We start from the raw sequence: 26172 nt of genomic DNA on the forward strand, positions 1-26172 counted from the left end.
TCGACGGTCATTCGTCGAACACCTCCAGGCGGTACTGGTCCGCGGTGTCAGTCGTCGTCAGCATCTCCATCACCTCGCTCTCCTCGCCGCGTTCGACCCTCGCGCGCTCGCGCTCGATCGTGTTCAGCGCCTCGTTGACCGCCGGACCGAACAGCTCTTCGAGGTAGTTCCGCGGGATGCGCTCGGCCTCGACGGACTCGCCGCTCTCGGAGTGCTGCGGCGGCGCGAACGGCGGGATGTAGTAGACGTTCGGCTCGGTGCGGTACTCCGGGTGGAGCCGCACCGCGACCTCGTACTCGTTGACGAGCTTGTGGATCGGCCCCTCCTCGTCGTCGAGGTAGCCCACCATCCGCAACTGCGGCGGGCAGTCCTCCGCACACGAGGGCGCCATCACCTCCCCCTCCGGCCCCTCGCCCTCGATCCGGGGGTAACAGAAGATGCACTTCTCGGAGGTCTTCTTCATCGCGTTGTAGTAGACCTTCTTGTACGGACAGCCCTCGACGCAGTAGCGGTAGCCCCGACAGCGGTCCTGGTCGACGAGCACGATGCCGTCCTCCTCGCGCTTGTACAGCGCCGAGCGGGGGCAGGCCTCCACGCAGGAGGGGTGCGTGCAGTGGTTGCAGATGCGGGGCAGGTAGAAGTAGTAGGAGTTGGGGTACTCGCCGGCGCCCTCGTCCTCGTCCCAGTTCGGCCCCCAGTCCGCCTGGTCCATCGGGCGAAGCGGTTCGTCGCTGCCCTCGTACATCACCTGCTCGTGGTTGAACTCCCAGGGGCGGCCGTAGTCCTCGCTCTCGGGGAGGTCGCCGGGCGTCCGCTCTTGGCCCTCCTCGTCCCAGCCGCCGCCCATCTCCTCCCAGTCGCGTGGGTAGCCCGAGCCGGGCTTGGTCTCGACGTTGTTCCAGTACATGTACTCGCGCCCGCCGCCGTCGGTCCAGTTGGTCTTGCAGGCGATCGTGCAGGTCTGACAGCCGATGCACTTGTTCAGGTCCATCACCATCGCGACCTGGTGGTCGATCCCCTCGGCGAGGCGGACGTCCTCGCCGCTGCCGGTCTGGCTCATCGGCGCTCACCCCCCGGATCGTCGGCGGTGTCCCAGGCCGCGTCGGATCGGCCTCCCGGGCCGCCGTCGGTGCCGACGGTCAGATCGGCCTCGGGCTCGTCACCGGCTGTGTCGGCCGGTTCGCCGTCGACGGATTCGGTGCCCGCCGTTTCGGCGTCGGTCGGTGCGCCGTCGATCCGCTCGTCGCTTCCGCTGCCCTCCTGGTCCGCGTCCGCGACCTTCTCGACCTCGACGCGGACGTCGCTGTTGACGCCGGTCGGGCCCCAGTAGTTCGGGAAGAAGTGCAGGTGTTCGCCGGTGTCCTCGGGGTACTGGACGAGCTGTGTGGGTTTCATGTACATCGAGACGAGCGAGTTGAAGTTGTTGCGGTCGGGGAACTGAAAGCGCTCCCAGGCGAAGTACATCCGTGCGGTGCCGGGCTCGCCGCTGGGGTAGCGCTTCGCCTGGATCTCGACCTCGCCGACGTCGTTGTAGATCCGGACGGTGTCGCCGTCCTCGATGCCCCGCTCGTCCATGTCCTCGGGGTTGAGATAGACGATCGGTTCGCCCCGCTGGAGGCGGAGCATCTTCTCGGAGTCGCGCCACGTCGAGTGGATCGACCACCGGCCGTGCGGCGTGTTGTACCGCAGCGGGTACTCGGATTTGTCCTGCAGCGTCGGCGCGTCCTTGTGCGTCGGCAGCTCCTCGCCGAGGTCGAGGAACCAGTCGTGGTCGATGTAATACTGCTGGCGACCCGTGAACGTCGGCCAGGGCTCTTTGTCCTGCACGTAGCTCTGCCAGGGCGTGTAGGCCTCCCCGTCCTCGATGTCGGAGGTCCAGTGGTCGCCCGCCTTCGGGAACCGGCGGGGCTGCTCGTCGATGTCCTCGAAGGTGATCCGCTCGTCGCTGTCCGACGGGTTCGTCTCCTCGGAGTTCTCGAGGATGTACTCGCAGGCCGCCCGGTCTTCGGCCAGCGCGCCCGCCTCGCCGGTCTCCCAGTCGCGGACGTAGTCGTCGTGGACCGACTGGAGGTCGATCTCGCGGTCGAAGGAGCGGTCCTCGATGGGGTCGATCCCGCGCTCGGTCGCGACCTCCTGGATCTTCGCCGCGAGTTCGCGGAAGATCTGCCAGTCGGTCTTCGACTCCCCGAGCGGTTCGACCGCGGGGGTGAAGGGGTGGACGTAGCTGTGCATGTCCGTCATCGAGAGGTCGTGCTTCTCGTAGTGGCTGGCCGTCGGCAGGACGATGTCGGAGTACAGCGCCGAGGAGTCCATCCGGAAGTTGATGTCGACGATCAGGTCGAGCTTCGGCCAGAGCCGCTCCTCGATGGCGACGTTGCCCTTGGACTGGTTGAAGTAGTTGCCGCGCCACATGAAGAGGACGCTCGGGTCGGGCCGGGAGCCGTCGTCCCGCTCTTCGGGGTACACCGGCATCCAGTCGCGGTCGATCGCCTCGCGGATCCGGTCGGCGGTCTCCTCGTCGACGTTGTCGATGATGTCCGAGTGGTAGTACGTCCACAGCGTCGTGGGGACGCCGCGGACGCTGCCCGTCGGGAACGACAGCGACTGCCAGCCGCTGTAGGTCCATATCTTCTCCTGGCCGACGTAGTGGTCCAGTCCCGTGCCCTGCCGGCCGAGGTTCCCCGTCAGCGTGACGAGCAACTGGATCGCCCGGTTGCCGAGGTCGTTGTGGTACCAGTCGTTGACGCCCTTGCCGTGGATGATCTTCGCGCGGTCGACCTCCGCGAACTCGCGGGCGACCTCCTGGTGGGTCTCGCGGCCGACGCCGGTTACCTCGTTGACGTGCTCGGGGGTGTAGGTCGCCAGTTCCTCGCGGAGGTTGTCCCACACCGTCCGCACCGACACCTGCCCGCTGTCGGTCGTCGAGACCGACCCCTCGGCGGACAGTTGCGGGTCGAAGCCCAGTTCGATGCTGGCGCTCGCGTCGTGCTGGCCGTCCCGGTCGCCCAGTGACCCCGGGGCCGCCCGCAGGTTCCCGCTCGCATCCCGCATCACGAACACCTTCTCGGGGTCGTCGGCGCCGCCGCCGACGCCCGAGACCTCGCTCGCGCGGAGGAACTTCCCGGTGTCCTCGCGGACGAGAAGCGGCATGTCAGTCTGCTCTTTGAGGTGCGCCTCGTCGTGGAGGCCCTCGTCGACGATGGTCCGGGCCATCCCGAGCGCCAGCGCCGTGTCGGTGCCCGGCTCCGGCGAGAGCCACTCGTCGCAGTGGATCGCCGTCTGGGAGTAGTCGGTGAAGACGCCGACGCGCTTCGTGCCGTTGTACGCCGCCTCGAGGAAGTACTTCGCGTCGGGGATCCGCGTGACGTTGACGTTCGACCCCCAGGCGATGATGTAGTCGGCGTTGTACCAGTCGGCGCTCTCGGCGTTGTCGGTCTGGGTCCCCCAGGTGATCGGCTGCCCCGGCGGGAGGTCGGAGTACCAGTCGTAGAAGGAGTGGCTCACGCCGCCGAGGAGGTTGATCAGTCGGCTCCCCGACGCGAACGAGACCGGGCTCATCGCGGGGATCGGCGTGAATCCGCTGATGGCGTCGTACTCGCCGGCTCGGACGGTGTCGACGACCTCCTCGGCGATCTCCGTCAACGCCTCGTCCCAGGAGATCCGCTCCCACATCCCCTCGCCGCGCTCGCCGGTGCGGCGCAGGGGGTGGAGCACGCGGTGGTCGGCGTTCACGTAGTCGGAGTAGCAGGCGCCCTTCTGACAGCCGCGCGGGTTGGGATCGGGCAGGCTCTCGTCGAACTGGGGGTAGTCGCCGGCCTGGGACTCCCGCCAGACCTGCCCGTTGCGGACGTACACCTCCCACGAGCAACTGCCGGTGCAGTTGACGCTGTGGGTCGACCGCGCCGTCGAGTCCCAGTCCCACTCCTCGCGGTAGAGGTCCTCCCAGTCGCGGTAGGCGTAGGAGCCGATCGGGTCGTCGACGACCTCGAGGCCGTCCATGTCCAGTTGCCGGTCGGCGACGCTCACGCCTCCGAGCCCCAGCACGGCGCCGAGGCCGATCCCCTTCAGGAAGTCGCGCCGCGCGGCGTCGATGCCCCCGGTGGTCGATTCCGAGTCGTCGTGGAAGTCGTGTGAGTCGCTCATTGGTTGTCGATAAGTACGGTCAGGAGTCCGGCCGCGACGCCCGCCGCCGCGACGCCGATCCCCGCGGGCGTCCCGCCGCCGATGTGGAGACCGGTGGCGATCAGCGCCACCCCCAGGAGTTTGCTCGCTCGATCCAGCCAGCGGTACTGCCGGGCGGAGGGCGCGATCGTCCCCCCACCGCGTCCGTCGCTCGCCGGCGCGCGGCCGTTGGGTCTGTCACTCATCGTCGGCCCTCCGAGCGGTCGGCCGCGCTCGATATCGCGTCGCCGTCGTCGTCCTCCGTCACGGCTTCTCCGTCGCCCGCCGACCCGTCCCCGTCCGCGTCGCCGTCGCCGACGGCCGGTTCGTCCGATCCCGTGTCGTCGTCGAACCCGCCGAGCACGGCGTAGGTGGCCGCGCCGGCGGCGATCGGTCCGGCGATCACGAGCAGCGTGAGGTACGGCCTGAGGACGGCCGTCGAGGTGTCGAGGACGTCGGCGACGATGACGTCCATCCCGGCGATCGAGGCCAGCATGATGAACACGACGCCGGCGACGCCGACCGCGGTCTGGGACGGCCGTTCCAGCGGGTCTGCGCCGAAGTGCGTCGGCTCGGACTCGTAGTCGACGAACGGCCAGGCGACGACCGCGGCGAAGACGAGACCCGGCAGGACGAGCCCCCCGATGAACTCCGAACTGAGGTGGATCCCGAGCACGTCGAAGCTCATCCACGAGGGAGTCAGCTTCAGGAAGCCGTACCCCCACATCAGGAACCAGTCCGGCATCACGAGCGACGGCGTCGAGGCCGGATCGCTCGGGCCGTACTCCGCGATGTTGTGGACCGGGAGGAAGCCGGCCAGAAGCGACAGCGTCGCCAGCGTGAGGAAGAAGACGACGGCGCTGACCGCCGCCTGGTTCGGCACCATCGGCAGCCCGACGACGACGCTGTCGTCCTCTCTGTCGACCGGCTCGCGCCCCTCGACGTCCGCCTCGCGCGGGGCCTCCGTGTGCTTCTGTCGGATGAGGATGAGGAGGTGCAGTCCCAGCAGTCCCGCGATCGCCAGCGGCAACACGAGCACGTGCAGGAAGTACAGCCGCGGGATCGTCGCGGTCGAGGGGAAGTCGCCGCCGAAGACGATCTGTCCGAGGGCGTCGCCGATAATCGGCACCGAGATGGCGACGTTGTAGCCGATGCCGGCGGCGGTGCTCGCGAACTCGTCGAAGGGGAGCGCGTAGCCGGTGTAGGCCGCGAACATCGTCAGCCCGGCCAGCCCGGAGCCGACGACCCAGTTGATCTCGCGGGGGTTGCGGTAGGCCCCGGTGAAGAACACCCTGAGCATGTGCAACCCGATCGAGGCGACGAACAGGTGGGCCGCCCAGTGGTGCATCCGCCGGATCAACATCCCGAACGGCACGTCGTAGGTGATGTTGAGCACGCTCACGAACGCCTCGGGCATCTCCTCGCCCTGGTACTGGGCGACGCTGCCCTCGTACTCGACCTCGCTGATGCTCGGCTCGAAGAAGAACCCGAGGAAGAGCCCCGTCAGGATCAAGAGGAGGAAGCAGAAGGCGGCGATCTCGCCCAGCAGGTAGGAGTCCTCCGCGGGGAAGGCCTTCCCGAGGAACGTCTGCGCCTCCTCGAGGTCGAGTCGGGTGTCGAACCAGCCGTAGAGGCGGTCGAGTCGAGCCATCTCACTCGCCCCCCGGGCCCACCGGGCCCTCGAAGTCCCCGACGGCGACGAGGTAGCCGTCGCCGGAGATGGTGATCGGGAGCTGCGGGAGTTCCCGCGGGGGCGGCCCGCCCGTCACGTCGGCCCCGGAGAGCGGATCGAACCGTCCGGAGTGACACGGACAGACGAGGGTGTCGCCGTCGCGGTCGGCCACCATACACCCCGCGTGGGTGCAGACCTTCGAGTAGGCGGCGTAGCCGCCGGCGGTGAACTCCAGTCGGGTGGTGCCGCCGTAGGCGTCCTCGGGGTATCTGACCAGAAGCGTCGGCGCGCGGTCGATCCCGGGTCGGGCCTCCGGGAAGACGGTCAGGAGTTCCCCCTCCGCGAGGCGGCCCTCCTCGACCCGCTCGCCGTTGCCGTCGACGAGCGCGACCCCGTCGGAGTAGACTGGGCCGGTGTAGCTCCGCTCGAACACGCGCGTGAGACTGGCCAGCGGCGCGACGAGACTCGCGACGGCGGTGAGTCCACCGACCGTCGCCAGGGCCTTCGCGTAGTCTCGGCGCTCCATCCGCGCCCGGCCGTCGCGCCAGAACTCCTCGTAGATGCTCGGTTCGTTCGACGGGACGTCCCCCTCGCAGGGACACCCGCAGCCGTCCGAGTCGACGCCCTCGGAGACGGGGAGATCCTCACCGTTCCGCGGCATCAGTGTTCCCTCCGTTCGGCCACTTCGAGGTGCGGCATGAACCAGGCGTAGTACGAGACGGTCAGCCCGGCCAGCGACATGAACATCCCGAACGCGTAGACGCCGAAGTACTGCGTCCGCGCTAACGTGAGGTACTCCCCGGTGAACAGCGCCGCGAAGGCGATCGTGAGGACGGTCAGCCCCCCCATCGCGATCAGCCCCTCGGCGGCGTCGCTCGGCGGGTGGTACTCGACGAGCCAGCGCTCTTCGGTCTCGATCCAGGGGAACGAGAGGCCGCTGCCGTCGGTGACGGTCGCGTCGGCGTCCGGGCGGGCCGCTCTGTCCATAAACCGATGGAAGAACGCGGTCACGCCGACCAGCCCGAAGAGCGCGATCCAGACGATCACGCCCACCTGGCTGGGCGAGAGCTTGTTCGGTGTATCGACGATGCCATCCAGCGGTCGTATCTCGCTGACACTCTGGTCGAGTTCGACCTCCTCGGAGGGGGGTTCGCCCTGCATCGCGACGAACCACATCGGGAGGAGCACTGCGAGCAGAATCCCAACGATGACGATTGTGCGGCGGTCCATTGGCGGTGGAGCGGGTATCGGACTACTGACTGATCGGCGCGTGATCGGCGCGCGGTTCTCCGACCTACACCTCGATCCACACCAGGAACTATGTTAAATTTTAATTACGAATATGTTCGGCTCCGTGTTCATACGTGGGAACGGCACCAGCGTCGCGGGCCGATCGACGGTGAGCGTCTCGGCGGAGACGGTCGGCCCGAAGCGCTCACCCGTCGAGTTCGGACTTCGCGCTCCGTGCCGCGTCGCCGACGTCGACGCCCTGCTGACGGGCGTACAGCGCGGCGGCCGCCTCGACGCTCACACCCAGGCGTCGCTGGCGCTCGTTCACGGCCGCCACGGCGTCCTGTTTGTCGTGACCGGCCGCGACGAGCGCGTCCAGAATCCGCTCGAAGGCCGACTGCTCGCGGAGGACGGACTCGTCGGGTTCGTACTCCTCGGGCACGTCGACCGCGGGCGGGTCGAACTGCGCGACGAGGTCGCCGTCCTCGCGCGCGAGCAACCCGCGCCCGGCGGCGATGTCGATGAGCCGCTTCGCCTGGTCCGGCGAGAACCAGTTCCGGTCCAACGAGAGCGCGACGACGAACTCCCCCTCGCCCAGTCGCGTCGTCCCCTGCTGTTTGAACGGGACGGCGACGGCGACATCGAGGCTCATACCCAGTAGGCCGACGTCGACCCTCAAGGAGCCCTCGGTTTCCGCTCGGTCGGCTGACGGTCTCCGTCCATTCCGGGGCGGCGGATTCGGTCTCGATCACCGGACCCGCTCAGGGCGAGGGTTCGTCGTCGCCCGAACAGCCGCCCTTGAGCGCCCACAGCACGAGGACTACTCCCTCGGCGCGGGCGGCGGTGTAGACCCACGGTCTGAGTTCCACGTCGTCTGTCGTCGCCAGCCCCATCCAGAAGTCGACGAGTCGGCGCGGAGCGATCAGTTCGACGATGCCGAAGACGAGAGCGACGGCTCTGAGCACCATATCCAAGTATTGTCAGTTACCGGTGATAGCTCTTCGTCCGGTTCTCGACCGATGGGAACCACGAACGCGTCGCGTCCGGGGAAAACGGTGGACACGCCGGTGAGCGTGATCGTCGCGTCCGGAGGGAACGCAGACTCACCCGGTGAGCGTGATCGTCGCGCCCGCGGCGATCGGTTCGACGAGGCCGTCGACGACCGCCTCGTAGTCCTCGAACGGGCCCTCGACGACGACTCGCTCTCCCGGTTGCGGTCGCTCGCTTCCCCCCGCACCGGACCCTGCCGACAGCGCGTCGGCGTGCGAGTGGGTCCGATCGCCGACCGCCAGGAGCGGGTCCGCCCCTTCGACGCTCGCCGGATGGACCGCCGGGTTCTCGCTCCAGACCTCCGTCTCCCAGTGGGTCGTCGTCGGCTCCGTCGGCGCGTCGCCGTAGACGACGAGGTGGCGCCCGGGGGGCAGATCGAACGCCGCCTCGCGGTCCGCGGGCGCGACCACGACGCGGGGATCGGTCGACGGAAGCGCGTCGGAAAAGCGTGTGACCGCACCCAGTTGAGCCGCGCCGTAGAAGGCGAGGACCGGTTCGGGAAGCGGGTCCGGTACCACGAGGACCTCCGTTCCGCGGCGGACGCCGAGGTGGCGGAGGACGTTGCCGACCTTGTACGTCGTCGTGATGAAGTTGCGGTAGCTGTACGCCCGGTCGACGCGCTCGGCGCGGAGCGCGATGCCCGGCGTTCGTCGGTCGCGGGCGACGAGGTCAGCGAGCGTCTCGGGGTCCGAGGGGGCGGCGGGTACTCCCCACCGGCGGCTGTCTCCCCGGCGGATCCGAGGCCGGACGGCTCCTCCCGCTCTGGATCGGGGTTCATACCGGGGCCTCGGGCGGCGGGGAGCAAAACGGCGTCGGCCGCGCGACGACCGCCGGCGGGTCGATTCCCGATACGGCACCCCCACCGGCGATCGACGCGTCCCGTCCGCCGGGGGGTCAGGGAGCGCCCGCGACGACGAACGTGCTCGCCTCGTCGGCGGTCAGTTGTCGGCTCGCGTCGGCCGCCACGCGAAGGGCGTCGCCGGCGCTCATCGTCACCGTCTCGCCCTCGACGTCCATCGTCGCCGCGCCCTCGACCAGGTAGTACACCTCTTCCTGGCCGCCTTCGCCGTGGTCGTGTTCCATCCCGGTCCACCCGGCCTCGGCGTCGATGACGGTGAGTCCGAGGTTCTCACAGTCGAGTTCCTCTCGGAGGAAGTACATTCCCGGGGCCTTCTCGTCGCCGTCCGCGTGGTTCGCTTTCGTGTACGACATCGACCGACCGTTCGGACGAGAGCGACGTGAAAGTGAGGGTCCCGGACGTTTCCGAGTGGCCGACCTCTCGGCGGGTCTTTTTCGGACCTGCGGCCGAAACCGACGCGCGAGAGCAGCCGATGACAGAGGGCTACAACGTCGTCGAGCCGGAGAGCGTGCCGAAAGAACAGTTCAACACCTGCGAGACGTCGGTTCGGAAGCTGACCGAGCGCCTCGGGGCGACGGAACTCCGGGTGAACCAGGTCCTCGTCGAACCGGGCGAGGTGACGACGCCGCACACCCACGAGGGCGCGGACGGCGAGCGCGGCCAGGAGGAGGTGTTCGTCGCGCTGACCGACGGACAGATCGCCATCGAGGGGTCCGTCCACGACGTCCCCGAGGGCGGCGTCGTCCGCGTGCGGCCCGACGTCGAGCGGAACCTGCTGAATCGGACCGGCGACCGAACGCACGTCTGGCTCGCGTTCGGCGCGCCGCCGGTCGGGACGGTCGACGACTTCGGTTCCTACGTCGTGAGCGACGGGGAGTGACGGGCTCTTCAGCCGAAGACCCGGAACAGCCCCGCGATCCATCTGACGGCCTCCGAGAGGGCGAAGAGCCCGCCTTCGAGGCGTGAGAGTCTTCGACCCGACCAGAGGGCGCCGACCATAACGACCGTGATCACCGTCAGCCAGAGGAGGCCCTCTATCGCTGCGCCGCCGACAGAGAGGGGACGGACGATTGCCGCGACCCCGAGGATTCCGAGCACGTTGAAAATGTTGCTGCCGACGACGTTGCCGACGGACATCCCGATGTGTCCCCGCCGGAGTGCGAGGAGCGACACCGCGAACTCCGGCGTCGACGTTCCCGCCGAAACGATCGTCCCGCCGATGACCCAGTCGGAGACCCCCGCGTATCGAGCGAGCGCCGAGGCGGCTTCCACCAGATAGTGCCCGCTGATCAGCACGGTCGCTAACCCCCCGAGGAGTAAGAGGACGTCGCGTCCGGGGAGCGACACCGATTCCGCGACCGTTTCCGACACGCGCGATTCCGGGTATTCGGTGTCGATCGGCGGCGGTGCTCGCTCGTCTCGGATCAGATAGATCGTGTAGCCGACTAACAGCCCGACGAGGGCGATCCCCTCACCGCGGGTCACGGTCCGATCGAACAGCACTGCGAAACCGACGAACGTCGCGAGAACCAGTGCGATTCCGTCCCGGTGCAGCAGCGATCGCTCGACCGGGATGACGCGAAGCAGCGACACGACGCCGAGGATGAACGCGAGGTTGTAGATGTTCGAGCCGACGACGTTGCCGACGGCGATGTCGCCGAGCCCGGAGAGGGCGGCGTCGCTCGTCACGACGAGTTCCGGCGTCGACGTTCCGACCGCGACGACCGTCAGCGCGATCGTGATCTCGGAGACGCCGAACCGTTGGGCCAGCTTGACCGCCGCGTCGACGAGCGTTCGGGCACCGATTCCCAACCCGAGGACGGCCCCGATGATGACCGCGAATTGAACGACGATCCCTCCGTTGACCATACTGCCTCACAGTTCCGAGGGGTCAACATACTACTGTTTGACTTTTCGGTATGCCGGCGTCATCTCGTTCAGTCAGGAACGACCGAGCACGGGAGCGCCGTGGCCCCTCTCCTTCGTCGAGCACTCGCGAGGTGAGCGATACCGGCAGTCTCACTGAGAGGGGGTTATCGTAGCAATCCATCGATTCGGGTTCATCCGAATCGAAGACCGCGGCCGGCCGAGGAGTCGACCGCCGGTCGGCTGCGATAGTCCCTATGAGTTGGAGCATCGGCGCGGTGCGGTGGCGGGGAAGCGACCGGTGTCACCGCCGACGAGCGGCCGAAAGCCGTGACGTCGGCGGCCTTTTTCCCTCTAGGTTTTTGCGCGGAGGGGGCCTTCGGCCCCCTCCGTGGAAAAAGGTAGATTAGAAAGAGTTCTTGATCTTCTCGAAGAAGCCCTCGCTGACGTCGACGTCCTCGCCGCCGGCCTCGGCGAACGCTTCGAGCGCCTCCTTCTGCTCGTCGTTGAGGCTGTCGGGCGTCACCACCTGCACCTGGACGTAGAGGTCGCCGCGGCCGCGCCCGCGGAGGTGCGGCATCCCCTCGTCGCGGATCCGGAACTCCTCGCCGCTCTGGGTGCCCGCAGGGATCTCCAGTTCCGTCGTCCCGTCGACGGTCGGGACCTCGACGGTCGCGCCGAAGACCGCCTTCGGGAACGAGATCGGGTGGCGGTGATAGAGGTCGTCGCCGTCGCGCTCGAAGTCCTCGTGATCGCGTACGGAGACGTCGATGAGGAGGTCGCCCTTCGGGCCGCCGTTCTCGCCGGGCGCGCCCTCCCGTTCCATCCGGAGGGTCTGGCCGTCGCGGATCCCGGCGGGGATGTCGACCGAGAGCGTCGCCTCCTCGCGGGTGACGCCGTCGCCGCCGCAGGCCGAACACGTCTCGCTGTAGGTCTCGCCGGTCCCCTCGCAGCGCCGGCACGTCTGGGTCTGCTGGACGCGGCCGAGCGGGGTGTCGCGCACGGTCGTGGTCTGTCCCTGCCCGTTACACTCCGGACAGGTGTTGACGTCGGCGTCGGCGGGGTGTCCGCGGCCGTCGCACTCCGAGCACTCCTCCGGGCGGGTGATCGTGAACTGCTTTTCGACGCCCTCGTAGACCTCTTCGAGGTCGAGCGTCACCTGGGTGCGGAGGTCCTGGCCCTGGCGCGGACGGCTGCGGCCCCTGCCGCCACCGCCGCCGCGGCCGCCGCCGAAGAACTGGTTGAAGATGTCCTCGAAGGGGCTTCCCTGACCGCCACCGCCGCCCATCCCGCCGAAGGGGTTGCCCTGGCCGCGGCCGCCGCCGGCGCCGCCGCCTCCGACGCCGCCGCGCTTTTCGGCCTGTTCGAAGCGCTCGTGGCCCAGTTGGTCGTACATCTGGCGCTTCTCGTCGTCGGTGAGGACCTCTTTGGCCTTCTTGATCTTCTTGAACTTCTCCTCGGCGTCGGCCTCCTCGGAGACGTCGGGGTGATACTCCGCGGCCTTCTTCCGGTAGGCCTGCTTGATCTCGTCCTCGGTGGCGTCTCTGGAGACACCGAGCACGTCGTAGAAGTCCTCGCTCATTCGTTGTGCGTGTCGTACACGGTTGAGATACTTCAACGGAACGGGTCGGAGACGGCCAAAGCGGGCCAGCCGTCGGATCGCCCGCCCTCGCGCTTTTGTGTTCGCCGGGAGAGACCCCGGTATGAAAGCCGTCCAGTTCACGGGCCACGGCGACCGCGACGTCATCGAGTACGGCGAGTTCCCCGACCCCGAGATCGACCGCGACGAGGCCCTCGTCGACGTGAAGGCCGGTGCGCTGAATCACCTCGACGTCTGGACCCGACGGGGGCTCCCGGGGCTCGACCTCCAGTTCCCGCACGTCCCCGGCAGCGATATGGCCGGCGTCGTGCGGGAGGTCGGCGAGGACGTGACGCGCGTGGCCCCCGGCGACCGCGTCGCCCTCTTCGCAGGCGTCGGTGGCGACGGCGGAGACGACGAGGCGGGCGGGGCCGCGGCGTCCCCCCGCCGCGACGACCCGACGCTGTCGCCCGACTTCCACATCATCGGCGAGCACGCCCGCGGCGTCCACTCGGAGTACGCTGCCGTTCCCGCCGAGAACCTCGTCGCCGTCCCCGAGCACGTTGCGTGGGAGGTCGCCGCGGCGGCGCCGCTCGTCTTCGGGACGGCCTGGCGGATGCTGATCCACCGCGCGGAGGTGCGCGCCGGCGAGCACGTCCTGGTGCACGGCGCCTCCGGCGGCGTCGGTCACGCGGCGGTGCAGATCGCCGACCACGCCGGCTGTGAGGTGTACGCTACCGCGTCCTCCGCTGAGAAACTCGAACACGCGGCCGACTGCGGGGCCGACCACGGCATCGACTACGAGGAGACGGACTTCGCCAGGGAGGTCTACGACCTGACCGACGGCCGCGGCGTCGACGTCGTCGTCGATCACGTCGGCGACGCCACCTACGAGGGCTCGCTGAAGAGCCTCCGGAAGGGCGGCCGGTTCGTAACCTGCGGGGCGACCACGGGACCGAACCCCGACGCCGCGCTGAATCGGGTGTTCTTCAACCAGTTGGAAATCATCGGCTCGACGATGGCGACGCCCGAACAGGCCGAGGAGGTCCTGGAACTCGTCTGGGACGGCGTCTTCGAGCCGCGGATCCGCGAGACGCTGCCGATGAGCGAGACCGCCCGCGCCCACGGACTGATCGAGAACCGGGAGGGCTTTGGCAAGGTAGTCGTAATTCCGGACAGTGAACCCTGACGACGGCGGATACGTCCATCGGCCGGGGGAGACGGACGCGGCCGCGGAGGCCCGGGAGTCGGAATCGGGTGATGACGGCGACGGCTTCGGCACGCGCGGGTGGGTGCTCGTCGCCGTCCTCGTGGTCTGCCTGCTGGTCGTTCCCGGCGTCATCTACGTCCGGCCGGGCGTCCTCTCGGCGATCGGAATCCCCTACATCGCCTCTTTGCTCGTGCTCCCGCTGCTTCCGGCGGCGGTCCTCGGACTGACCGCCGTCTGGGCGATGACCGCGGCGACGGACGACGAGTGAGCGACGAACAACGGCGTCGAAGAGATACTCGCCGTGCGCCAAATCCGCTGATTGCGCTTCGACTTGAACGTTGCCGGAAAGACTTATTGCCGAGTGTGTGTGACAACCTCTCGCACAGATGTTCGAAACGTTCTCGACGGGCTACTACCTGGGACGGCTGTACGTCGAACCAGCCGACAGGGACGTCCCCGCGATACAGCGGGCGGACCACGAACGGGTGAACGAGCGCCTCTACGGCGACGAGGGGCTCTTCAGAACCGACGCGCCGCTCGTGATGAAACTCGACAGCGGTCACATTCCGGTGCTCGGCGACGACGACGTTCCCTCGGGAACGCTCGCCGTGCCCGAGTCGGTCACCGACGGCGACCTCCCCGCCGAGCGCGACGTGTTGTTGGCGAAATCCGATCGCGCCGCGGAACTACTCAAGTACTCGGGCTATCGATTCGGCGACGACAACGCCGTGGCGTGATCCGCTGCCGCGGCGGGGATCGTCCCGACGGAATCGCGACTCGGTCGCCTCCGTCCCCCGCAGAGAGCGCGGCTCGCTCGCCTCCGTCCCCGCCGGGACCGCGGCTCACTCCTCTCCGGCGCTCACCAGTTCGTCGTAGCGCGCGCCGGTCTGTTTCAGCGTCGCCGTCGAGTAGAGCCGTTCGTGCTCGACGGGCAGGTACTCCGCGGCGAGTTCGTCGATCTTGGCGTCGACGGCGTCGGCCTCGCGGCCGTGAATCATCGTGAACAGGTTGTACGGCCAGTCCTGCTCGGGCCGGCGGGGTCGGTGATAACACAGGGTGACGTACGGGAGTTCGCCGACCGCCTCCCCGCGGGCGTCGAGTTCGTCGTCGGGGACGTCCCAGACGACCATACAGTTCGCGTCGAAGCCGGTCACGACGTGGTTGACGATACAGCCGATCCGCTTGATGCACCCGTCGTCGAGCAGTCGCTCGACGGCGTCGATCACGTCGTCGACGCCGGCACCAGCGCCCGCGCCGCGCTCGGCGTCTTCGCCGTCGCTGGCGCCGCGATCGGCGTCGATCTGCGCTGCGATGTCCCGGTACGGCGTCGACGACAGCGGAAAGCCGTCCTGGATGGCGACGAGGAGGTCGGCCTCCAGTTCGGTCAGGTCGCCGGCGGCCTCCTCGGAGATCCGCGTCGCCGACGCGTCCGTCGCGGCGAGGCTCTCGCGGGCGAAGGAGTCGTCGTTGACCACCGGGAATTCGAGGTCGATGTAGTAGTCCGTGAGCATCGGGAGGTTGAGAACCTCGCATCCCGTCCGCTCCTCGATCTCGTCGAGGATCGAATCGCGCTTCTCTCGGGAGGCCGCGGTGACGACGAACCACATGTTCCACTCGTGGTCCCGGCGGTAGTTGTGGTTCACCTGTCGGTAGCCGTTGATGACCTCCGCGACCTCGTCGAAGCGCTCCTCGGGGGCCGAAACCGCGGCGAGCGTCGAACTGCCGATGACGGGGGGGTTGAGCACCGCGCCGAACCGACGGAAGACGCCCCGCTCGCGAAGCCGACGAACGCGGTCGAGAGCCTCCTCCTCGCCGATCCCGAGGTCGTCGCCGACGACCCGGAAGGGCCGCTCGACGACCGGAAAGCCGCTCTGGTACTCGTCGACGAGCGCGGCGTCGATCTCGTCGAGGTCGGCGCGCCAGTCGTCCTCCAGTGCACTCATTACATCCTCCTTGGACCGGACGAACGTACCTATTTCGGCCTCGGGCGGGACTGTCGGTTCTCCCCCTCCGGACCGTCGTTCCGGCGCCGCGAGAATCGAACCGATCACTTTTGACCGTCGGACACCAACCCTGGTCTATATGGCGCAAGCGCCGGAGACCGCCGAATTCGGGGAGTGGCCGCTGAAACGACTGATGACCGAGGTCGTCGGCACGGGCGTGAAATCCGCTGAGGATATGACGCGCGAGCAGGCGACGGAGGCGATGGAGCGAATCCTCGCCGGCGAACCCGATCACACGACGCTCGGAGCGTTCTGGTTGGCGAATCGCTGGAAGCACAACAACGCGGAGGAACTGGCCGCCTACGCCGACGTCATCGCCGAGGACGTCGTCTACGCCGAGCCCGACGCCGACCCCGTCGACTGCGGGGCGAACTACGACGGCAAGGGCGACACCGCCATCCTCGGGGCCGCGGCGGGCATCGTCGCCGCCGGCGCGGGAACGCCCGTCGTCGTCCACTCGGGCGACCGCGTCCCGACGCAGAAACAGGACGCCTACAAGCACGTCCTCGACGAACTCGGAATCCGAACGGAACTCGTCCCCACGGAGAGCGCGGACATGGTCGACGAGACGGGCTTCGGCTTCTACTACCAGCCCGAGTTCGCCCCGCGCGTCCACGCGCTGTGGGACCGCCGCGACCAGATGGGCGTGCGGACGTTCGTCAACACCGTCGAGACGATCGCCAACCCCGCGAGAGCCGACGTCCACCTCGGCTCCTTCTACCACCTCGCCTTCGCGAAGAAGATCACCGACACCTTCGAGAAGATGGAGAGCCAGAGCCCCCACCGCGTCGTGATGTTCCAGGGGATGGAGGGCTACGACGACATCCGACCGGGCTACACGAAGGTCGGCGAGTGGACCGACGGCGAGTTCGACGACTACGAGATCGAGACCCCCGAGTACGGGATGGACTTCGAGTACGAGGACCTGGAGGTCGACCCCGACGACGTCGCGGGCGACTCCGCCCGTCTCACGGAGGAGATCGTCGCCGGCGACCGCGAGGACCACTTCGCCGACGCGGTCGCGCTCAACGCCGCGTTCCGGATCTACGCGCGCGAGGACGCCGACACCCTCGACGAGGGCCTGGAGATGGCCCGCGAGAGCATCGACTCGGGCGCCGCCGAGGCGGTCCTCGACGACCTGCGCGCGTTCTAAGCGCGCCGACGCGTTCCCGCCATCGCCGACAGGCGTTTCCTCCTCGCGCCCGCTGTGGTCGATATGGCCGACGCCGCCGACAGCGCGACCGCCGAGGATCGCGTCCGTGACTACTACGAGGCGCTCAGAGACGGTGAGCCGCTGTACCCCTTCTTCGCCGAGGACCCCTCGGTCGTGAAGTTCGGTATCACCGAGAAACTGACCGGCTACGGGGAAATCGAAGCGGGACTGCGCGAGCAGACGGCGGCGACCGAGGACTGGACGGTCGACAGCCGCGACCTCCGGGTCGTCGAACGCGACGACCACGCGTGGTTCTCCGACGACGTACGGATGGCCTGGCGCGACGCGGAAGCGGACCGCGAGCACGCCTTCGACAGCCGGTGGAGCGGGACGCTCGAACGACGCGAGCGTGACGAAAGCGAACCCGGCGCCGAGTGGCTGTTCGTCGGAATGCACGTCAGTGCGGTCCCGGAGTGATCAATATGAGCGATCTGACCCCCTCGAAGCACGAGTGAACACCGTTTTGTATCTGACTGCCCTCTCTCGGCTATGGTCGACGACTCCGAACTCGAGAACCCCGAGAACCCCGTCGTAACGCTGCACACAACGAAGGGCGACATCACGCTCGAACTGTTCGAGCAGCGCGCTCCGCGCACCGTCGAGAACTTCCTCGGCCTCGCGACCGGCGAGAAGGAGTGGAGCGATCCAGACACCGGCGAGACCCGCACGGACTCGCTCTACGAGGGGACGGTCTTCCACCGGATCATCGACGACTTCATGATCCAGGGCGGCGATCCCGAGGGGACCGGCCGCGGCGGCCCCGGCTACACCTTCGACGACGAGTTCCACGAGGACCTGAACCACGACGGCGCGGGCGTTCTCTCGATGGCCAACCGCGGCCCCAACACCAACGGCTCGCAGTTCTTCATCACGCTGGGCGCCCAGCCGCACCTCGACGGCCGCCACGCGGTCTTCGGCCACGTCGTCGACGGGATGAGCGTGGTAGAGGAGATCGGCGACGTGCCGACCGACAGCGACGACAAGCCGCTGAACGACATCGAGATCGAGTCGATCGACGTCGACGCCGAGTAACTCCTCCGTCGGCCGCGCCCGGAGCGGGACCCGACGGTCCGTCGCGGTTTCACTTTCACCGTACTCCCGAACCCTTCTTAACCGTTCGTCGGGTAGGAGCGCGCACAGAATGACCTCGATCCAGTCGACGCTCGGCGAGGAAGAGGGAGGGGGGATCGCCGAGGAGCTGGCGGAGGGCCAGCGCGCGATCTCCATCGCCGAGTTCTTCGAGAAGAACAAACACATGCTCGGCTTCGACTCCGGGGCCCGGGGGCTCGTCACCGCCGTGAAGGAGGCGGTCGACAACGCCCTCGACGCCACCGAGGAGGCCGGGATCAAGCCCGACATCTCCATCGAGATCAGGGAGTCAGGGGACTACTACACGCTGATCGTCGAGGACAACGGGCCGGGAATCACCCGCGAACAGATCCCGAAGGTCTTCGGGAAACTGCTGTACGGCTCGCGGTTTCACGCCAGAGAACAGAGCAGAGGACAGCAGGGAATAGGCATCTCGGCGGCTGTACTGTACTCTCAGCTGACCTCCGGCAAGCCGGCCAAGATCACCTCTCGGACCCAGCGTTCCGAGCGCGCGCAGTACTTCGAGCTCATCATCGACACCGACACGAACGAACCGGAGATCCAGGTCGAAGAGGAGCGCGCCCCGGGCGAGTCCGATCTCTCGCCGACCCACGGGACCCGAATCGAGATGGAGATGGAGGCGAACATGCGGGCGCGCCAGCAGCTCCACGACTACGTCAAGCACACCGCGGTCGTCAACCCCCACGCGCGCCTCGTCCTCTCGGAGCCCGGTCTCGACGAGCCCCGCCACTACGAGCGCGTCGAGGGCGCGGACCTGCCCGCCGAGACCGAGGAGATCCGCCCGCACCCCCACGGCGTCGAACTCGGGACGCTCATCAAGATGCTCGGGGCGACCGAGTCGTACTCCGTGTCGGGCTTCCTCCAGGAGGAGTTCACCCGCGTCGGCGCGAAGACGGCCGAGAAGGTGCTGAAGGGCTTCCGGGACAGACACTTCGGCCGCGAGATGGGCTGGGCGGTGCCTCGAAATCCGGAGACGCCGCTCGAAGAGGCGATCGAGGACGCCGTCGTCAACAAGGGCGCCGACGCGACGGAGACGTTCGCCGGACGGGTCGCGAACACGCTCTCCTCCCGGGACCGGACCACGCACTCCGAACTGGCGGACGTCGTCGACACCGTCGCCGACGACGTCGAGGAGGAGTTCGGCGCGAACTTCGGCGACACCGTCCGGTCGAACGCCGTCGAGGCGGCCTGGGCGGTGCTTACGAGCGACCGCGCGGCGGACCTCCACTCGCTCGTCGACGACGCGACGAGCACCCGGAAGGACGACGCGACCGTCTCGGGACTGGCGGACCGGCTGGCCGATAAGTTCGACGAGGGCGACGCCAGAAACCGCGCGACCCGCGCGGAACTGCGCGAGTACGTCGACCGCTCCGCCGACCGGATCGTCTCCGAGGACGTCTCCTTCGGCGACACCGCCCGCGAGAACGTCGCCGACGCGCTCTGGGAGGCGATGCGGACCGTCCCCGACGACGTCCCGAAGGTCAAGGAGATCGCCGGCAGCCGCGACGTCGCCTCCGAACTGCTGGAGGCGATGCGCGAGACCGACATCCTCGCGCCGCCGACGAACTGCCTCTCGCCGATCACGGCCGAACTCGTCGAGGCGGGACTAAAAAAGGAGTTCGACGCCGACTTCTACGCGGCGGCGACGCGCGACGCGGAGGTCCACGGCGGCGACCCGTTCATCGTCGAGGCCGGCATCGCCTACGGCGGCGAACTCGAGGACGGCACCGTCGACCTCCTGCGGTTCGCGAACCGCGTTCCGCTGGTGTATCAGCGCGGCGCGTGTGCGACGACGGACGTCGTCAAGAGCATCGGCTGGCGGAACTACGGCCTCGATCAGCCCGGCGGCTCCGGGATGCCCAACGGGCCGGCGGTGATCATGATCCACGTCGCCTCGACGAACGTGCCGTTTACGAGCGAGTCGAAGGACGCCATCGCGAACATCCCCGAGATCGAAGACGAGATCGAACTGGCGATCCGCGAGGCCGCCCGCGAACTCAAATCGTACCTGAACAAGCGGCGCTCGATGCAGAAGCGACGGAAGAAACAGGACGTCCTCGGCAAGATCCTCCCGGAGATGGCCGACAAGCTCTCGGAGGTGACCGGCCGTCCGCGACCCAACATCGACGGCGCGCTCGCCCGGATCATGAACAACGTGAGCGTCGAGCGGGAGGTCGACGGCGACACCGTCGCGCTGACCGTCGAGAACCACTCCGATCGGAGCGAGACGCCCGAGATCACGGACATCGTCTCGGCGGAACCCTCGGGTCTCCCGGAGGAGGCGAACGTCGTCGACCTCGACGGCGAGTGGTTCGTCTCCTGGGAGCCGTCGGTGCCGGCGGGCGAGTCGGCCGAACTGACCTACACGATCGCCGAGGACGCCACCTTCGACGTCGACGTCGACGGCGTCGAAGCCGAGAAGCTGACAATCGACGCAGACTAACACTATGAGCACGAAACAGGACGACGAACTCGCGAAGGAGCGCCTCGTCGATCTCGCCGCGGAGTTCTACGACCAGTTCGCGGCGGGGGAGGTGCCGCGGATGAACATCCCCACGCGGACGAAGTCGAACATCGTCTTCGACGAGGACTCGAAGGTGTGGGTGTACGGCGACCGGACCTCGACCCGCTCTGCGAACAGCGTCCGCGGCGCGCGGAAGCTGCTGAAGGCCTCTTACGCCATCGAGTTCCTCGTGAACCAACTGGAGGAGGACCGCTCCTCGACGCTGCGTGAACTGTACTACCTCTCCGAATCGTGGGACAACGAGGAGGCGCAGTTCAACAGCCAGGACGAGTCGAATCAGCTGATAGAAGATTTAGAAATCGTCTCGAAGGTCACCCGCGAGGACTTCCACATGCGCCCCGAGGAGTCGGGAGCGACGCTGATGGGACCGCTGGAACTCCGCGAGCAGACCCGACGCGGCGAGCGGGAGATCCACTGTCAGAAGGACGTCGGGGAGGGCGGCTACCAGATCCCGAACAATCCGGATACGATCGACTTCCTGGATCACGACATCGACTTCGTGCTCTGCGTCGAGACCGGCGGGATGCGCGACCGCCTGGTGGAAAACGGGTTCGACGAGGAGTACAACTGCCTGGTCGTCCACCTGAAGGGCCAGCCCGCGCGGGCGACCCGGCGGATCACCAAGCGGCTCCACGACGAACTCGACCTGCCGGTCGTGGTCTTCACCGACGGCGACCCGTGGTCCTACCGGATCTACGGCTCCGTCGCCTACGGGTCGATCAAGTCCGCGCACCTCTCGGAGTACCTGGCGACGCCGGAGGCCCGTTTCGTCGGCATCCAGCCCGAGGACATCGTCGAGTACGACCTCCCGACGGACCCGCTGGCGGATTCGGACATCAACGCCCTGGAGTCGGAACTGGAGGACCCCCGCTTCGAGACCGACTACTGGACCGAACAGATCGAACTCCAACTCGACCTCGAGAAGAAGGCCGAACAGCAGGCGCTGGCCGCCCGCGGCCTGGACTTCGTCACCGAGACGTACCTGCCCGAGCGGCTCTCGACGATGGGCGTGCTGTAGCGCCTCGAAACGACGCTGTCTCGGCGGCGCTCGCCGGCCGTGAACTCCGCTACTGCTCGTCGACCAGCCGTTCGACCCGCGCGAGGCCGTCGGCGTCGACCGGCGACTTGTCCTCGCGGACGGTCACGTACCTGGGGAACCGGAGCGCGTAGCCGGACTCGTACGTCGGCGACGCCTGGATCTCCTCGTAGCCGACCTCGAAGACGACCTCCGGGGCGATCGAGACGGTCTGTCCGTCCTCGCGTTCGATGTGCGGTTCGAGCCGTTCGGTCAGGGCTTCGAGTTCCTCGTCGGTGATGCCCGTGGCGACCTTGCCGATGGTGGCGTAGGCGTCGCTGTCGGCGGCCGCATCGCCGTCGGTCGCGGTCGCATCGCGGCCGGCGGCTTCGCCGTCGACGCGCGCCGAGAGCAGGAACGTCCCGAAGAGGTTCGCACGACGGCCCTCTCCCCACTCCGCCCCGGTGACGACGAGGTCGAGCGTCTCGACGTCCGGCTTGCGCTTCAGCCAGTTTCGACCGCGCTTGCCCGGGGCGTACGTCGACTCGGGCTCTTTCAGCATGATCCCCTCGTGACCGGCCTCCAGCGCCCGCTCTTCGACGGCCGCGATCTCGTCCGGGTCGTCTGAGACGACTGGCTCGGAGACCGCGTCGGTGTCGCCGAGCAGCGCTCGGAGCCGGTCGTGACGCTCGCTCAGCGGGGCGTCGAGCAGGTCGTCGCCGTCGACGTGGAGGCAGTCGAACGCGCGGAGTTCGACGCGGACCTCCTCGCGCATCCGCTCGACGTCGTACTTCCGGCGGAACCGGCGGAGCACCTCCTGGAACGGCAGCGGCGACCCGTAGTCGTCGACGGCGACGACCTCGCCGTCCAAGACGACCGGCACGTCGACCGCCCGCTCGACGAACTCGACGACTTCCGGGAGCGGGTCGGTGACGTCGTCCATGTTTCGCGAGAACAGCGCGGTCTCCTCGCCGTCGAAGTGGACCTGCACGCGCGCGCCGTCGAACTTCGTCTCGACGACCGCCTCGCCCCACTCCTCGATCGCCTCGGTGGCGCTGCCGGCCTGTGCGAGCATCGCCTGCACCGGCCGGCCGACTTCGAGGCCGACCGCGTCGAGGCCCTCCCTGCCCTCCTCGCGGGCGACGCGAGCCACCATCCCGTAGTCGTTCGAGACCTGGAGCGCGCGCTCGACGGCGTCGACGGCGTCCGAGTCCGGCGTCGCTTCGGATTCGTCGCCCCCGGGAGCCTCCGAGGGCGTCTCGCCCCTCTCGCCGGCGACGCCCTCGTCGACGAACGCCGCGGCGGTCGCGTCTCTGACGGTCCCCCCGCCGACCCCGATCCGCATCTCCCCGAGGACGAGTCGGGCGAGGAACTTCGCCTCCGTCTGCGACGCCCGGTTGAACAGGCCGAAGAGGGCGTCGAGCCGTCGCCCCTCGCTGCCCTCGCCCGTCGTCGTCGCGATCTCGCGAAGCCGGTCGTCGACCGCCGCGACGGTGAGTCCGCCACCGCGCTCTCCGGAGCCGTCGGCCGCGCCGCCGCCGAACGCGCCGAGGCCGCGCTGCCCGCCGAACTCGTAGGTCGCCGCGACGGCGCCGATCTCGCCGACCTCGGCCAGTTTCGACTCGACGTCGTCGCTGTCGACGTTCGGGCCCGCGGCGCGGGCGATGGCCTCGTGGAGGAGTGCGGGGCCGATATCGAGCGTCGTCGCGTCCCACGCCGGGTACACCCGACCCTGGAGGAATCGGACGACGACCGGGAGGTCCTCCGAGGCGTCCGCGAGCAGGTCGCGGACCCGCTCGGTCGTCGCCAGGTCGCCGGGCTCCTCGGCGATCTCTTCGGCGCGCGCAGCGAACTCGGCGAACTCCATTTGCCGGGAGTACCGGTCGATCAGACAAGAGTCCGCCGACTCCGGACCGCCGATCGGGTCGGGTCCGATGTGGGCTGACAGACGGCACCGCCGGCCGAGACGGTCGTCGACGTCGCTCGCCGTCCTCACGGCGCTCACCGGCCTCGCGTCCACGCCGCTTTCCGTCCTCGCGTCGACGTGCCGTGCGACCGCTGCCCGACGCGAGGCGCTTCTCACCGCATACCCCCGCTGGCCGCCCGATCGGATATAAACCCTCGTTCAAGTGGCCACCGCTTCGGTCGAAGCCGCGGGATTGAAGCCGCCCGCTGTCCCAGGGACGGCTATGACCGAGGAACTGGCGGCGTCGGTGCGGGACGCCCTCGCCGTCGACATCGAGGAGTTCGAGGCCCAGGCGCGGAGGGACGCCGAGGTGGTCAAATCCGAACTCCGGGAGGGGACCTTCGACAACCACCAGTCGATCGTCGGACTGGAGTACGAGTTCTACGCCGTCGCCGACGGGCGGTGGGCCGCCTCCGACGACGCCGACGTGTACGCCCTGATGCGCGTCCCGCGTCGGCTGCTCGAACTCATCGGCTTCGAGAAGGAACTCGGTCTGCACAACGCGGAGATGACGACGAGCCCCCAACCGCTGAACCCCGACGGCCTGCGAGCGCAGGAATCGGAGGTCCGCGCGCGCCTCGGCGCGGCGCTGGACTGTACCGGTGCCGAGGGGATCCGTCTGGTCAGCGACGGAATGTGGACGATCCCACCGGCCGGCGAGACGGCCCGCGAGTACCTCACAGACAGCGTCGAGGCCGACGGGGTCCGGATCGCGACGAACATGAGCGGCTCCGAGCGATACCACGCGATGGCGAACGGACCGGCCGCGCCCGAGGAGATGACGGTCGACGCGCCGAACGTCAGCCTCGCGGCCGACACGGTGATGCCCGAGTCGCTCATCACCTCGATCCAGCCGCACTACCAGGTCGCCCACGCCGCGGACCTCCCGGCGTATTTCAACTACGCGCTCCGGGTCGCCGGGCCGCTTCTCGCTCTCGGCGTCAACTCGCCCTTCTTCCCCCCGGACCTGTACGACGACGTCGGCGCGGCGAAGATCCTCGAAGACGGGTACGCCGAGCACCGGATCGGCGTCTTCGAGTCGGTTCTCAACTCAGGGGAGGCCGAGAAGGTCCGGTTCCCGCGGGACCTCGACGATATCGAACAGGCGGTCGACCGCGTCGCGGACGACGCGACGATGGTCCCGATGCCCGTCCCCGAGGGCAACCGCTTCGACGACGAGTTCGCCACGCTCCGTCGGAAACACGGCACGTACTGGCGGTGGGTCCGCCCGGTGTTCGACGGGGCCTCCCGCTCCTCGGCGAACGCCCGGATCGAGTTCCGGCCGATCGCCGCCCAGCCGACCGTCCGGGACTCGGTCGCGTTCCAGGCGACGTTCGCGGGGCTGATGGAGAGCCTCCCGCGACGTCGACACCCGGCGACCGATCAGCAGTGGTCGACCGCCCGGGAGAACTTCTACGCCGCGATGCGCGAGGGCCTCGACAGCGGTCAGCGCTGGATCTGCAACGACGGCGCGGAGACCATCGACACCGAGACCGTCTACGACGACATCTTCGCGCACGCGGTCGACGGGCTCACGGCCGCGGGCTGTTCGGACGCGGAGGCCGAAAAGTACGTCCGACCGCTCCGCGCCCGCGTCGAACACGGCACGACTCCCGCCGACTGGAAGGTCGACCGCGTGCGGGAGTACCTCGCCGACGGCGACGCCTTCGCGGACGCCGTGATGGAGATGCAGCGCGACTACGTGCGGAAGCAACGAGAGACGCTTCTGGACGGCTCGTTCGCGGACTGGCTGTAGCGGCGCGTCCGTCGAGGGCTATCCGGCCGCCGGGAGAGAACGAGACGGGCGACGATCGACCGCTCGACCGAGTCGCGAGCCGACTTACAGGACCTCGTCGAAGTCCTTGTGCTGGGTGATCTCGACGCCGTCTTCGGTGACGACACAGACGTTGATCCCGTTACCGGAGGCCAGGTCCCGCTCGACGGCGCTCTTGATCGAACGGGCGGCGACTCGCTTCGCCTCCTCGATCGAGAGTTCCTCGTCGTACTCCTGTTCGAGGACACCGAGGGCGTACTGGCTGCCCGAGCCGGTGACGGTGTACTCCTCTTCGAGGATCGATCCCGCGGGATCGATGCTGTAGATGTGGGGGCCTTCCTCGTCGACACCGCCGAGGATGGGCTGGACGATGAAGAACGCGCCCGAGCGCAGGAAGTTGCCGAGGAGCGTCGAGAGCGCCTGCATACTCATATCCTCGCCGCGTCGGGCCTCGTAGAGGCGGACCTCCGCGCGGATCGAACTGATGAGCGACTGCGCGGCCGAGACCGACCCGGCGATCGTCAGCGCCCCGGTCGGGTGGATCTCCTCGACCTTCTGGACGTTCTTCGAGGAGACCATCCGACCGAGACTGGCCCGCATGTCCGTCGCGAGGACGACTCCCTCGCTCGTTTTCAGGCCGACGGTGGTCGTTCCGGTCTTGGTCTCTTTGTCGCCCATCTGTTCGGCGCGCTGTTCAGCGTTCGAGAATTCGCCGAGTTCAGGTGAGAAGACGCCCGAGTGCTCGCCGTTCAGTGGGTCGAGACGCCCCGAGGCGTCATCGCTCGTGGGAGTACGCATTACCTGGGATTGTCGCCCGTCGCTGATAAATGCCACCCTTCCCACCGCTGTTGCCCGTACCGACGGGCATCGTTCCGGACGGCGACCGACATCCTCCGAAGCCACGGCTACCGAGCGTGGTTGGTGGGCGCCATAGAACAGT

Annotated in this window: 25 protein-coding genes; 10 read left to right on the forward strand and 15 right to left on the reverse strand. The window is 68.3% G+C overall.

Annotated features, from left to right (window positions below; all coding sequences use genetic code 11):
* Positions 1-7: 7 nt before the first annotated feature.
* The 10 genes from narH to DV707_RS06560 all read right to left on the reverse strand — a co-directional run bounded on the left by narH (position 8) and on the right by DV707_RS06560 (position 9325).
* On the reverse strand, positions 8-1060 hold the full coding sequence (narH, locus tag DV707_RS06515; protein WP_103990057.1) for a nitrate reductase subunit beta: 1053 nt from the start codon (positions 1058-1060) through the stop codon (positions 8-10).
* A complete protein-coding gene (narG, locus tag DV707_RS06520) occupies positions 1057-4143 on the reverse strand; it encodes a nitrate reductase subunit alpha (protein ID WP_235010702.1) in 3087 nt (1028 codons plus the stop codon). The genes narH and narG overlap by 4 nt, the downstream gene beginning before the upstream one ends.
* Positions 4140-4367, reverse strand: a complete 228-nt coding sequence (locus DV707_RS06525; RefSeq protein ID WP_103990056.1) for a hypothetical protein — start codon at positions 4365-4367, stop codon at positions 4140-4142. The genes narG and DV707_RS06525 overlap by 4 nt, the downstream gene beginning before the upstream one ends.
* Complete coding sequence (locus DV707_RS06530) at positions 4364-5812, reverse strand: cytochrome b (protein ID WP_103990055.1); 1449 nt, start codon at positions 5810-5812, stop codon at positions 4364-4366. The genes DV707_RS06525 and DV707_RS06530 overlap by 4 nt, the downstream gene beginning before the upstream one ends.
* 1 nt (position 5813) lies before the next feature.
* Entirely contained in the window at positions 5814-6494 is a 681-nt protein-coding gene (locus DV707_RS06535) for a QcrA and Rieske domain-containing protein (RefSeq protein ID WP_103990054.1), read from the reverse strand.
* The gene (locus DV707_RS06540; RefSeq protein WP_103990053.1) at positions 6494-7063 is read right to left on the reverse strand and encodes a hypothetical protein; all 570 of its coding nucleotides are present in this window, start codon (positions 7061-7063) and stop codon (positions 6494-6496) included. The genes DV707_RS06535 and DV707_RS06540 overlap by 1 nt, the downstream gene beginning before the upstream one ends.
* 205 nt (positions 7064-7268) lie before the next feature.
* Entirely contained in the window at positions 7269-7715 is a 447-nt protein-coding gene (locus DV707_RS06545; protein WP_103990052.1) for a DUF2240 family protein, read from the reverse strand.
* Positions 7716-7824: 109 nt separating this feature from the next.
* Positions 7825-8031, reverse strand: coding sequence for a hypothetical protein (locus tag DV707_RS06550; RefSeq protein ID WP_103990051.1), 207 nt, complete (start codon positions 8029-8031; stop codon positions 7825-7827).
* A gap of 135 nt (positions 8032-8166) precedes the next feature.
* Positions 8167-8976, reverse strand: coding sequence for an acyl-CoA synthetase family protein (locus DV707_RS06555; protein WP_136361805.1), 810 nt, complete (start codon positions 8974-8976; stop codon positions 8167-8169).
* Between the two features lie 31 nt (positions 8977-9007).
* Positions 9008-9325, reverse strand: a complete 318-nt coding sequence (locus DV707_RS06560) for a cupin domain-containing protein (protein ID WP_103990049.1) — start codon at positions 9323-9325, stop codon at positions 9008-9010.
* Positions 9326-9444: 119 nt separating this feature from the next.
* Here DV707_RS06560 and DV707_RS06565 point away from each other — a divergent pair, with 119 nt between their 5' ends.
* Positions 9445-9852: a cupin domain-containing protein gene (locus tag DV707_RS06565; protein ID WP_103990048.1), complete on the forward strand. Its 408-nt coding sequence runs from the start codon at positions 9445-9447 to the stop codon at positions 9850-9852.
* An 8-nt stretch (positions 9853-9860) separates the two neighbouring features.
* On the opposite strand, the gene DV707_RS06570 is transcribed toward DV707_RS06565, so the two are convergent.
* Positions 9861-10841, reverse strand: a complete 981-nt coding sequence (locus DV707_RS06570; RefSeq protein WP_103990047.1) for a sodium:calcium antiporter — start codon at positions 10839-10841, stop codon at positions 9861-9863.
* 403 nt (positions 10842-11244) lie between these two features.
* A complete protein-coding gene (gene dnaJ, locus DV707_RS06575; protein WP_103990046.1) occupies positions 11245-12420 on the reverse strand; it encodes a molecular chaperone DnaJ in 1176 nt (391 codons plus the stop codon).
* Positions 12421-12541: 121 nt separating this feature from the next.
* Here dnaJ and DV707_RS06580 point away from each other — a divergent pair, with 121 nt between their 5' ends.
* The 3 genes from DV707_RS06580 (at position 12542) to DV707_RS06590 (ending at position 14364) form a co-directional block, all read left to right on the forward strand.
* Entirely contained in the window at positions 12542-13606 is a 1065-nt protein-coding gene (locus DV707_RS06580) for a zinc-binding dehydrogenase (protein ID WP_103990045.1), read from the forward strand.
* Complete coding sequence (locus DV707_RS06585; RefSeq protein ID WP_103990044.1) at positions 13596-13895, forward strand: hypothetical protein; 300 nt, start codon at positions 13596-13598, stop codon at positions 13893-13895. Before DV707_RS06580 ends, DV707_RS06585 begins: the two co-directional genes overlap by 11 nt.
* 118 nt (positions 13896-14013) lie before the next feature.
* Entirely contained in the window at positions 14014-14364 is a 351-nt protein-coding gene (locus DV707_RS06590; RefSeq protein ID WP_103990043.1) for a DUF5802 family protein, read from the forward strand.
* A 105-nt stretch (positions 14365-14469) separates the two neighbouring features.
* Here DV707_RS06590 and ahbB read toward each other — a convergent pair whose 3' ends face one another.
* Positions 14470-15570 carry a siroheme decarboxylase subunit beta gene (gene ahbB, locus DV707_RS06595; protein ID WP_103990042.1) on the reverse strand — a complete coding sequence of 367 codons (1101 nt, stop codon included), beginning with the start codon at positions 15568-15570 and terminating at the stop codon, positions 14470-14472.
* Between the two features lie 139 nt (positions 15571-15709).
* Between ahbB and DV707_RS06600 the strand changes: the two genes are divergently transcribed.
* The 5 genes from DV707_RS06600 (at position 15710) to DV707_RS06620 (ending at position 21495) form a co-directional block, all read left to right on the forward strand.
* On the forward strand, positions 15710-16783 hold the full coding sequence (locus DV707_RS06600; protein WP_103990041.1) for an anthranilate phosphoribosyltransferase: 1074 nt from the start codon (positions 15710-15712) through the stop codon (positions 16781-16783).
* A 63-nt stretch (positions 16784-16846) separates the two neighbouring features.
* Entirely contained in the window at positions 16847-17260 is a 414-nt protein-coding gene (locus DV707_RS06605) for a nuclear transport factor 2 family protein (RefSeq protein WP_103990040.1), read from the forward strand.
* 72 nt (positions 17261-17332) lie between these two features.
* The gene (locus tag DV707_RS06610) at positions 17333-17875 is read left to right on the forward strand and encodes a peptidylprolyl isomerase (RefSeq protein WP_103990039.1); all 543 of its coding nucleotides are present in this window, start codon (positions 17333-17335) and stop codon (positions 17873-17875) included.
* 109 nt (positions 17876-17984) lie between these two features.
* The gene (locus DV707_RS06615; protein WP_103990038.1) at positions 17985-20396 is read left to right on the forward strand and encodes a DNA topoisomerase VI subunit B; all 2412 of its coding nucleotides are present in this window, start codon (positions 17985-17987) and stop codon (positions 20394-20396) included.
* 4 nt (positions 20397-20400) lie between these two features.
* On the forward strand, positions 20401-21495 hold the full coding sequence (locus DV707_RS06620) for a DNA topoisomerase IV subunit A (protein ID WP_103990037.1): 1095 nt from the start codon (positions 20401-20403) through the stop codon (positions 21493-21495).
* 49 nt (positions 21496-21544) lie between these two features.
* Here DV707_RS06620 and ligA read toward each other — a convergent pair whose 3' ends face one another.
* Positions 21545-23359 carry an ATP-dependent DNA ligase LigA gene (ligA, locus tag DV707_RS06625; RefSeq protein ID WP_103991195.1) on the reverse strand — a complete coding sequence of 605 codons (1815 nt, stop codon included), beginning with the start codon at positions 23357-23359 and terminating at the stop codon, positions 21545-21547.
* Between the two features lie 322 nt (positions 23360-23681).
* Here ligA and DV707_RS06630 point away from each other — a divergent pair, with 322 nt between their 5' ends.
* Positions 23682-25214 (forward strand): hypothetical protein, encoded by a 1533-nt coding sequence (locus tag DV707_RS06630; RefSeq protein ID WP_103990036.1) that lies wholly within the window; start codon positions 23682-23684, stop codon positions 25212-25214.
* 84 nt (positions 25215-25298) lie between these two features.
* Here DV707_RS06630 and psmB read toward each other — a convergent pair whose 3' ends face one another.
* Positions 25299-26030, reverse strand: coding sequence for an archaeal proteasome endopeptidase complex subunit beta (gene psmB, locus DV707_RS06635; RefSeq protein ID WP_103990035.1), 732 nt, complete (start codon positions 26028-26030; stop codon positions 25299-25301).
* Positions 26031-26172: the final 142 nt, after the last annotated feature.

The sequence above is a fragment of the Halobellus limi genome, assembly GCF_004799685.1.
In the GTDB taxonomy this organism is placed as follows: domain Archaea; phylum Halobacteriota; class Halobacteria; order Halobacteriales; family Haloferacaceae; genus Haloquadratum; species Haloquadratum limi.

What these genes read in the sequence shown, in the direction of transcription:
- DV707_RS06525 (WP_103990056.1), bottom strand. Translation starts at nt 4,367, where the DNA reads ATGAGTGACAGACCCAACGGCCGCGCGCCGGCGAGCGACGGACGCGGT.
- ahbB (WP_103990042.1), bottom strand. Translation starts at nt 15,570, where the DNA reads ATGAGTGCACTGGAGGACGACTGGCGCGCCGACCTCGACGAGATCGAC.
- DV707_RS06600 (WP_103990041.1), top strand. Translation starts at nt 15,710, where the DNA reads ATGGCGCAAGCGCCGGAGACCGCCGAATTCGGGGAGTGGCCGCTGAAA.
- DV707_RS06560 (WP_103990049.1), bottom strand. Translation starts at nt 9,325, where the DNA reads ATGTCGTACACGAAAGCGAACCACGCGGACGGCGACGAGAAGGCCCCG.
- DV707_RS06615 (WP_103990038.1), top strand. Translation starts at nt 17,985, where the DNA reads ATGACCTCGATCCAGTCGACGCTCGGCGAGGAAGAGGGAGGGGGGATC.
- DV707_RS06535 (WP_103990054.1), bottom strand. Translation starts at nt 6,494, where the DNA reads ATGCCGCGGAACGGTGAGGATCTCCCCGTCTCCGAGGGCGTCGACTCG.
- DV707_RS06570 (WP_103990047.1), bottom strand. Translation starts at nt 10,841, where the DNA reads ATGGTCAACGGAGGGATCGTCGTTCAATTCGCGGTCATCATCGGGGCC.
- narG (WP_235010702.1), bottom strand. Translation starts at nt 4,143, where the DNA reads ATGAGCGACTCACACGACTTCCACGACGACTCGGAATCGACCACCGGG.
- narH (WP_103990057.1), bottom strand. Translation starts at nt 1,060, where the DNA reads ATGAGCCAGACCGGCAGCGGCGAGGACGTCCGCCTCGCCGAGGGGATC.
- DV707_RS06530 (WP_103990055.1), bottom strand. Translation starts at nt 5,812, where the DNA reads ATGGCTCGACTCGACCGCCTCTACGGCTGGTTCGACACCCGACTCGAC.
- psmB (WP_103990035.1), bottom strand. Translation starts at nt 26,030, where the DNA reads ATGCGTACTCCCACGAGCGATGACGCCTCGGGGCGTCTCGACCCACTG.
- DV707_RS06590 (WP_103990043.1), top strand. Translation starts at nt 14,014, where the DNA reads ATGTTCGAAACGTTCTCGACGGGCTACTACCTGGGACGGCTGTACGTC.
- dnaJ (WP_103990046.1), bottom strand. Translation starts at nt 12,420, where the DNA reads ATGAGCGAGGACTTCTACGACGTGCTCGGTGTCTCCAGAGACGCCACC.
- DV707_RS06565 (WP_103990048.1), top strand. Translation starts at nt 9,445, where the DNA reads ATGACAGAGGGCTACAACGTCGTCGAGCCGGAGAGCGTGCCGAAAGAA.
- DV707_RS06580 (WP_103990045.1), top strand. Translation starts at nt 12,542, where the DNA reads ATGAAAGCCGTCCAGTTCACGGGCCACGGCGACCGCGACGTCATCGAG.
- DV707_RS06630 (WP_103990036.1), top strand. Translation starts at nt 23,682, where the DNA reads ATGACCGAGGAACTGGCGGCGTCGGTGCGGGACGCCCTCGCCGTCGAC.
- DV707_RS06545 (WP_103990052.1), bottom strand. Translation starts at nt 7,715, where the DNA reads ATGAGCCTCGATGTCGCCGTCGCCGTCCCGTTCAAACAGCAGGGGACG.
- DV707_RS06610 (WP_103990039.1), top strand. Translation starts at nt 17,333, where the DNA reads ATGGTCGACGACTCCGAACTCGAGAACCCCGAGAACCCCGTCGTAACG.
- ligA (WP_103991195.1), bottom strand. Translation starts at nt 23,359, where the DNA reads ATGGAGTTCGCCGAGTTCGCTGCGCGCGCCGAAGAGATCGCCGAGGAG.
- DV707_RS06620 (WP_103990037.1), top strand. Translation starts at nt 20,401, where the DNA reads ATGAGCACGAAACAGGACGACGAACTCGCGAAGGAGCGCCTCGTCGAT.
- DV707_RS06540 (WP_103990053.1), bottom strand. Translation starts at nt 7,063, where the DNA reads ATGGACCGCCGCACAATCGTCATCGTTGGGATTCTGCTCGCAGTGCTC.
- DV707_RS06605 (WP_103990040.1), top strand. Translation starts at nt 16,847, where the DNA reads ATGGCCGACGCCGCCGACAGCGCGACCGCCGAGGATCGCGTCCGTGAC.
- DV707_RS06550 (WP_103990051.1), bottom strand. Translation starts at nt 8,031, where the DNA reads ATGGTGCTCAGAGCCGTCGCTCTCGTCTTCGGCATCGTCGAACTGATC.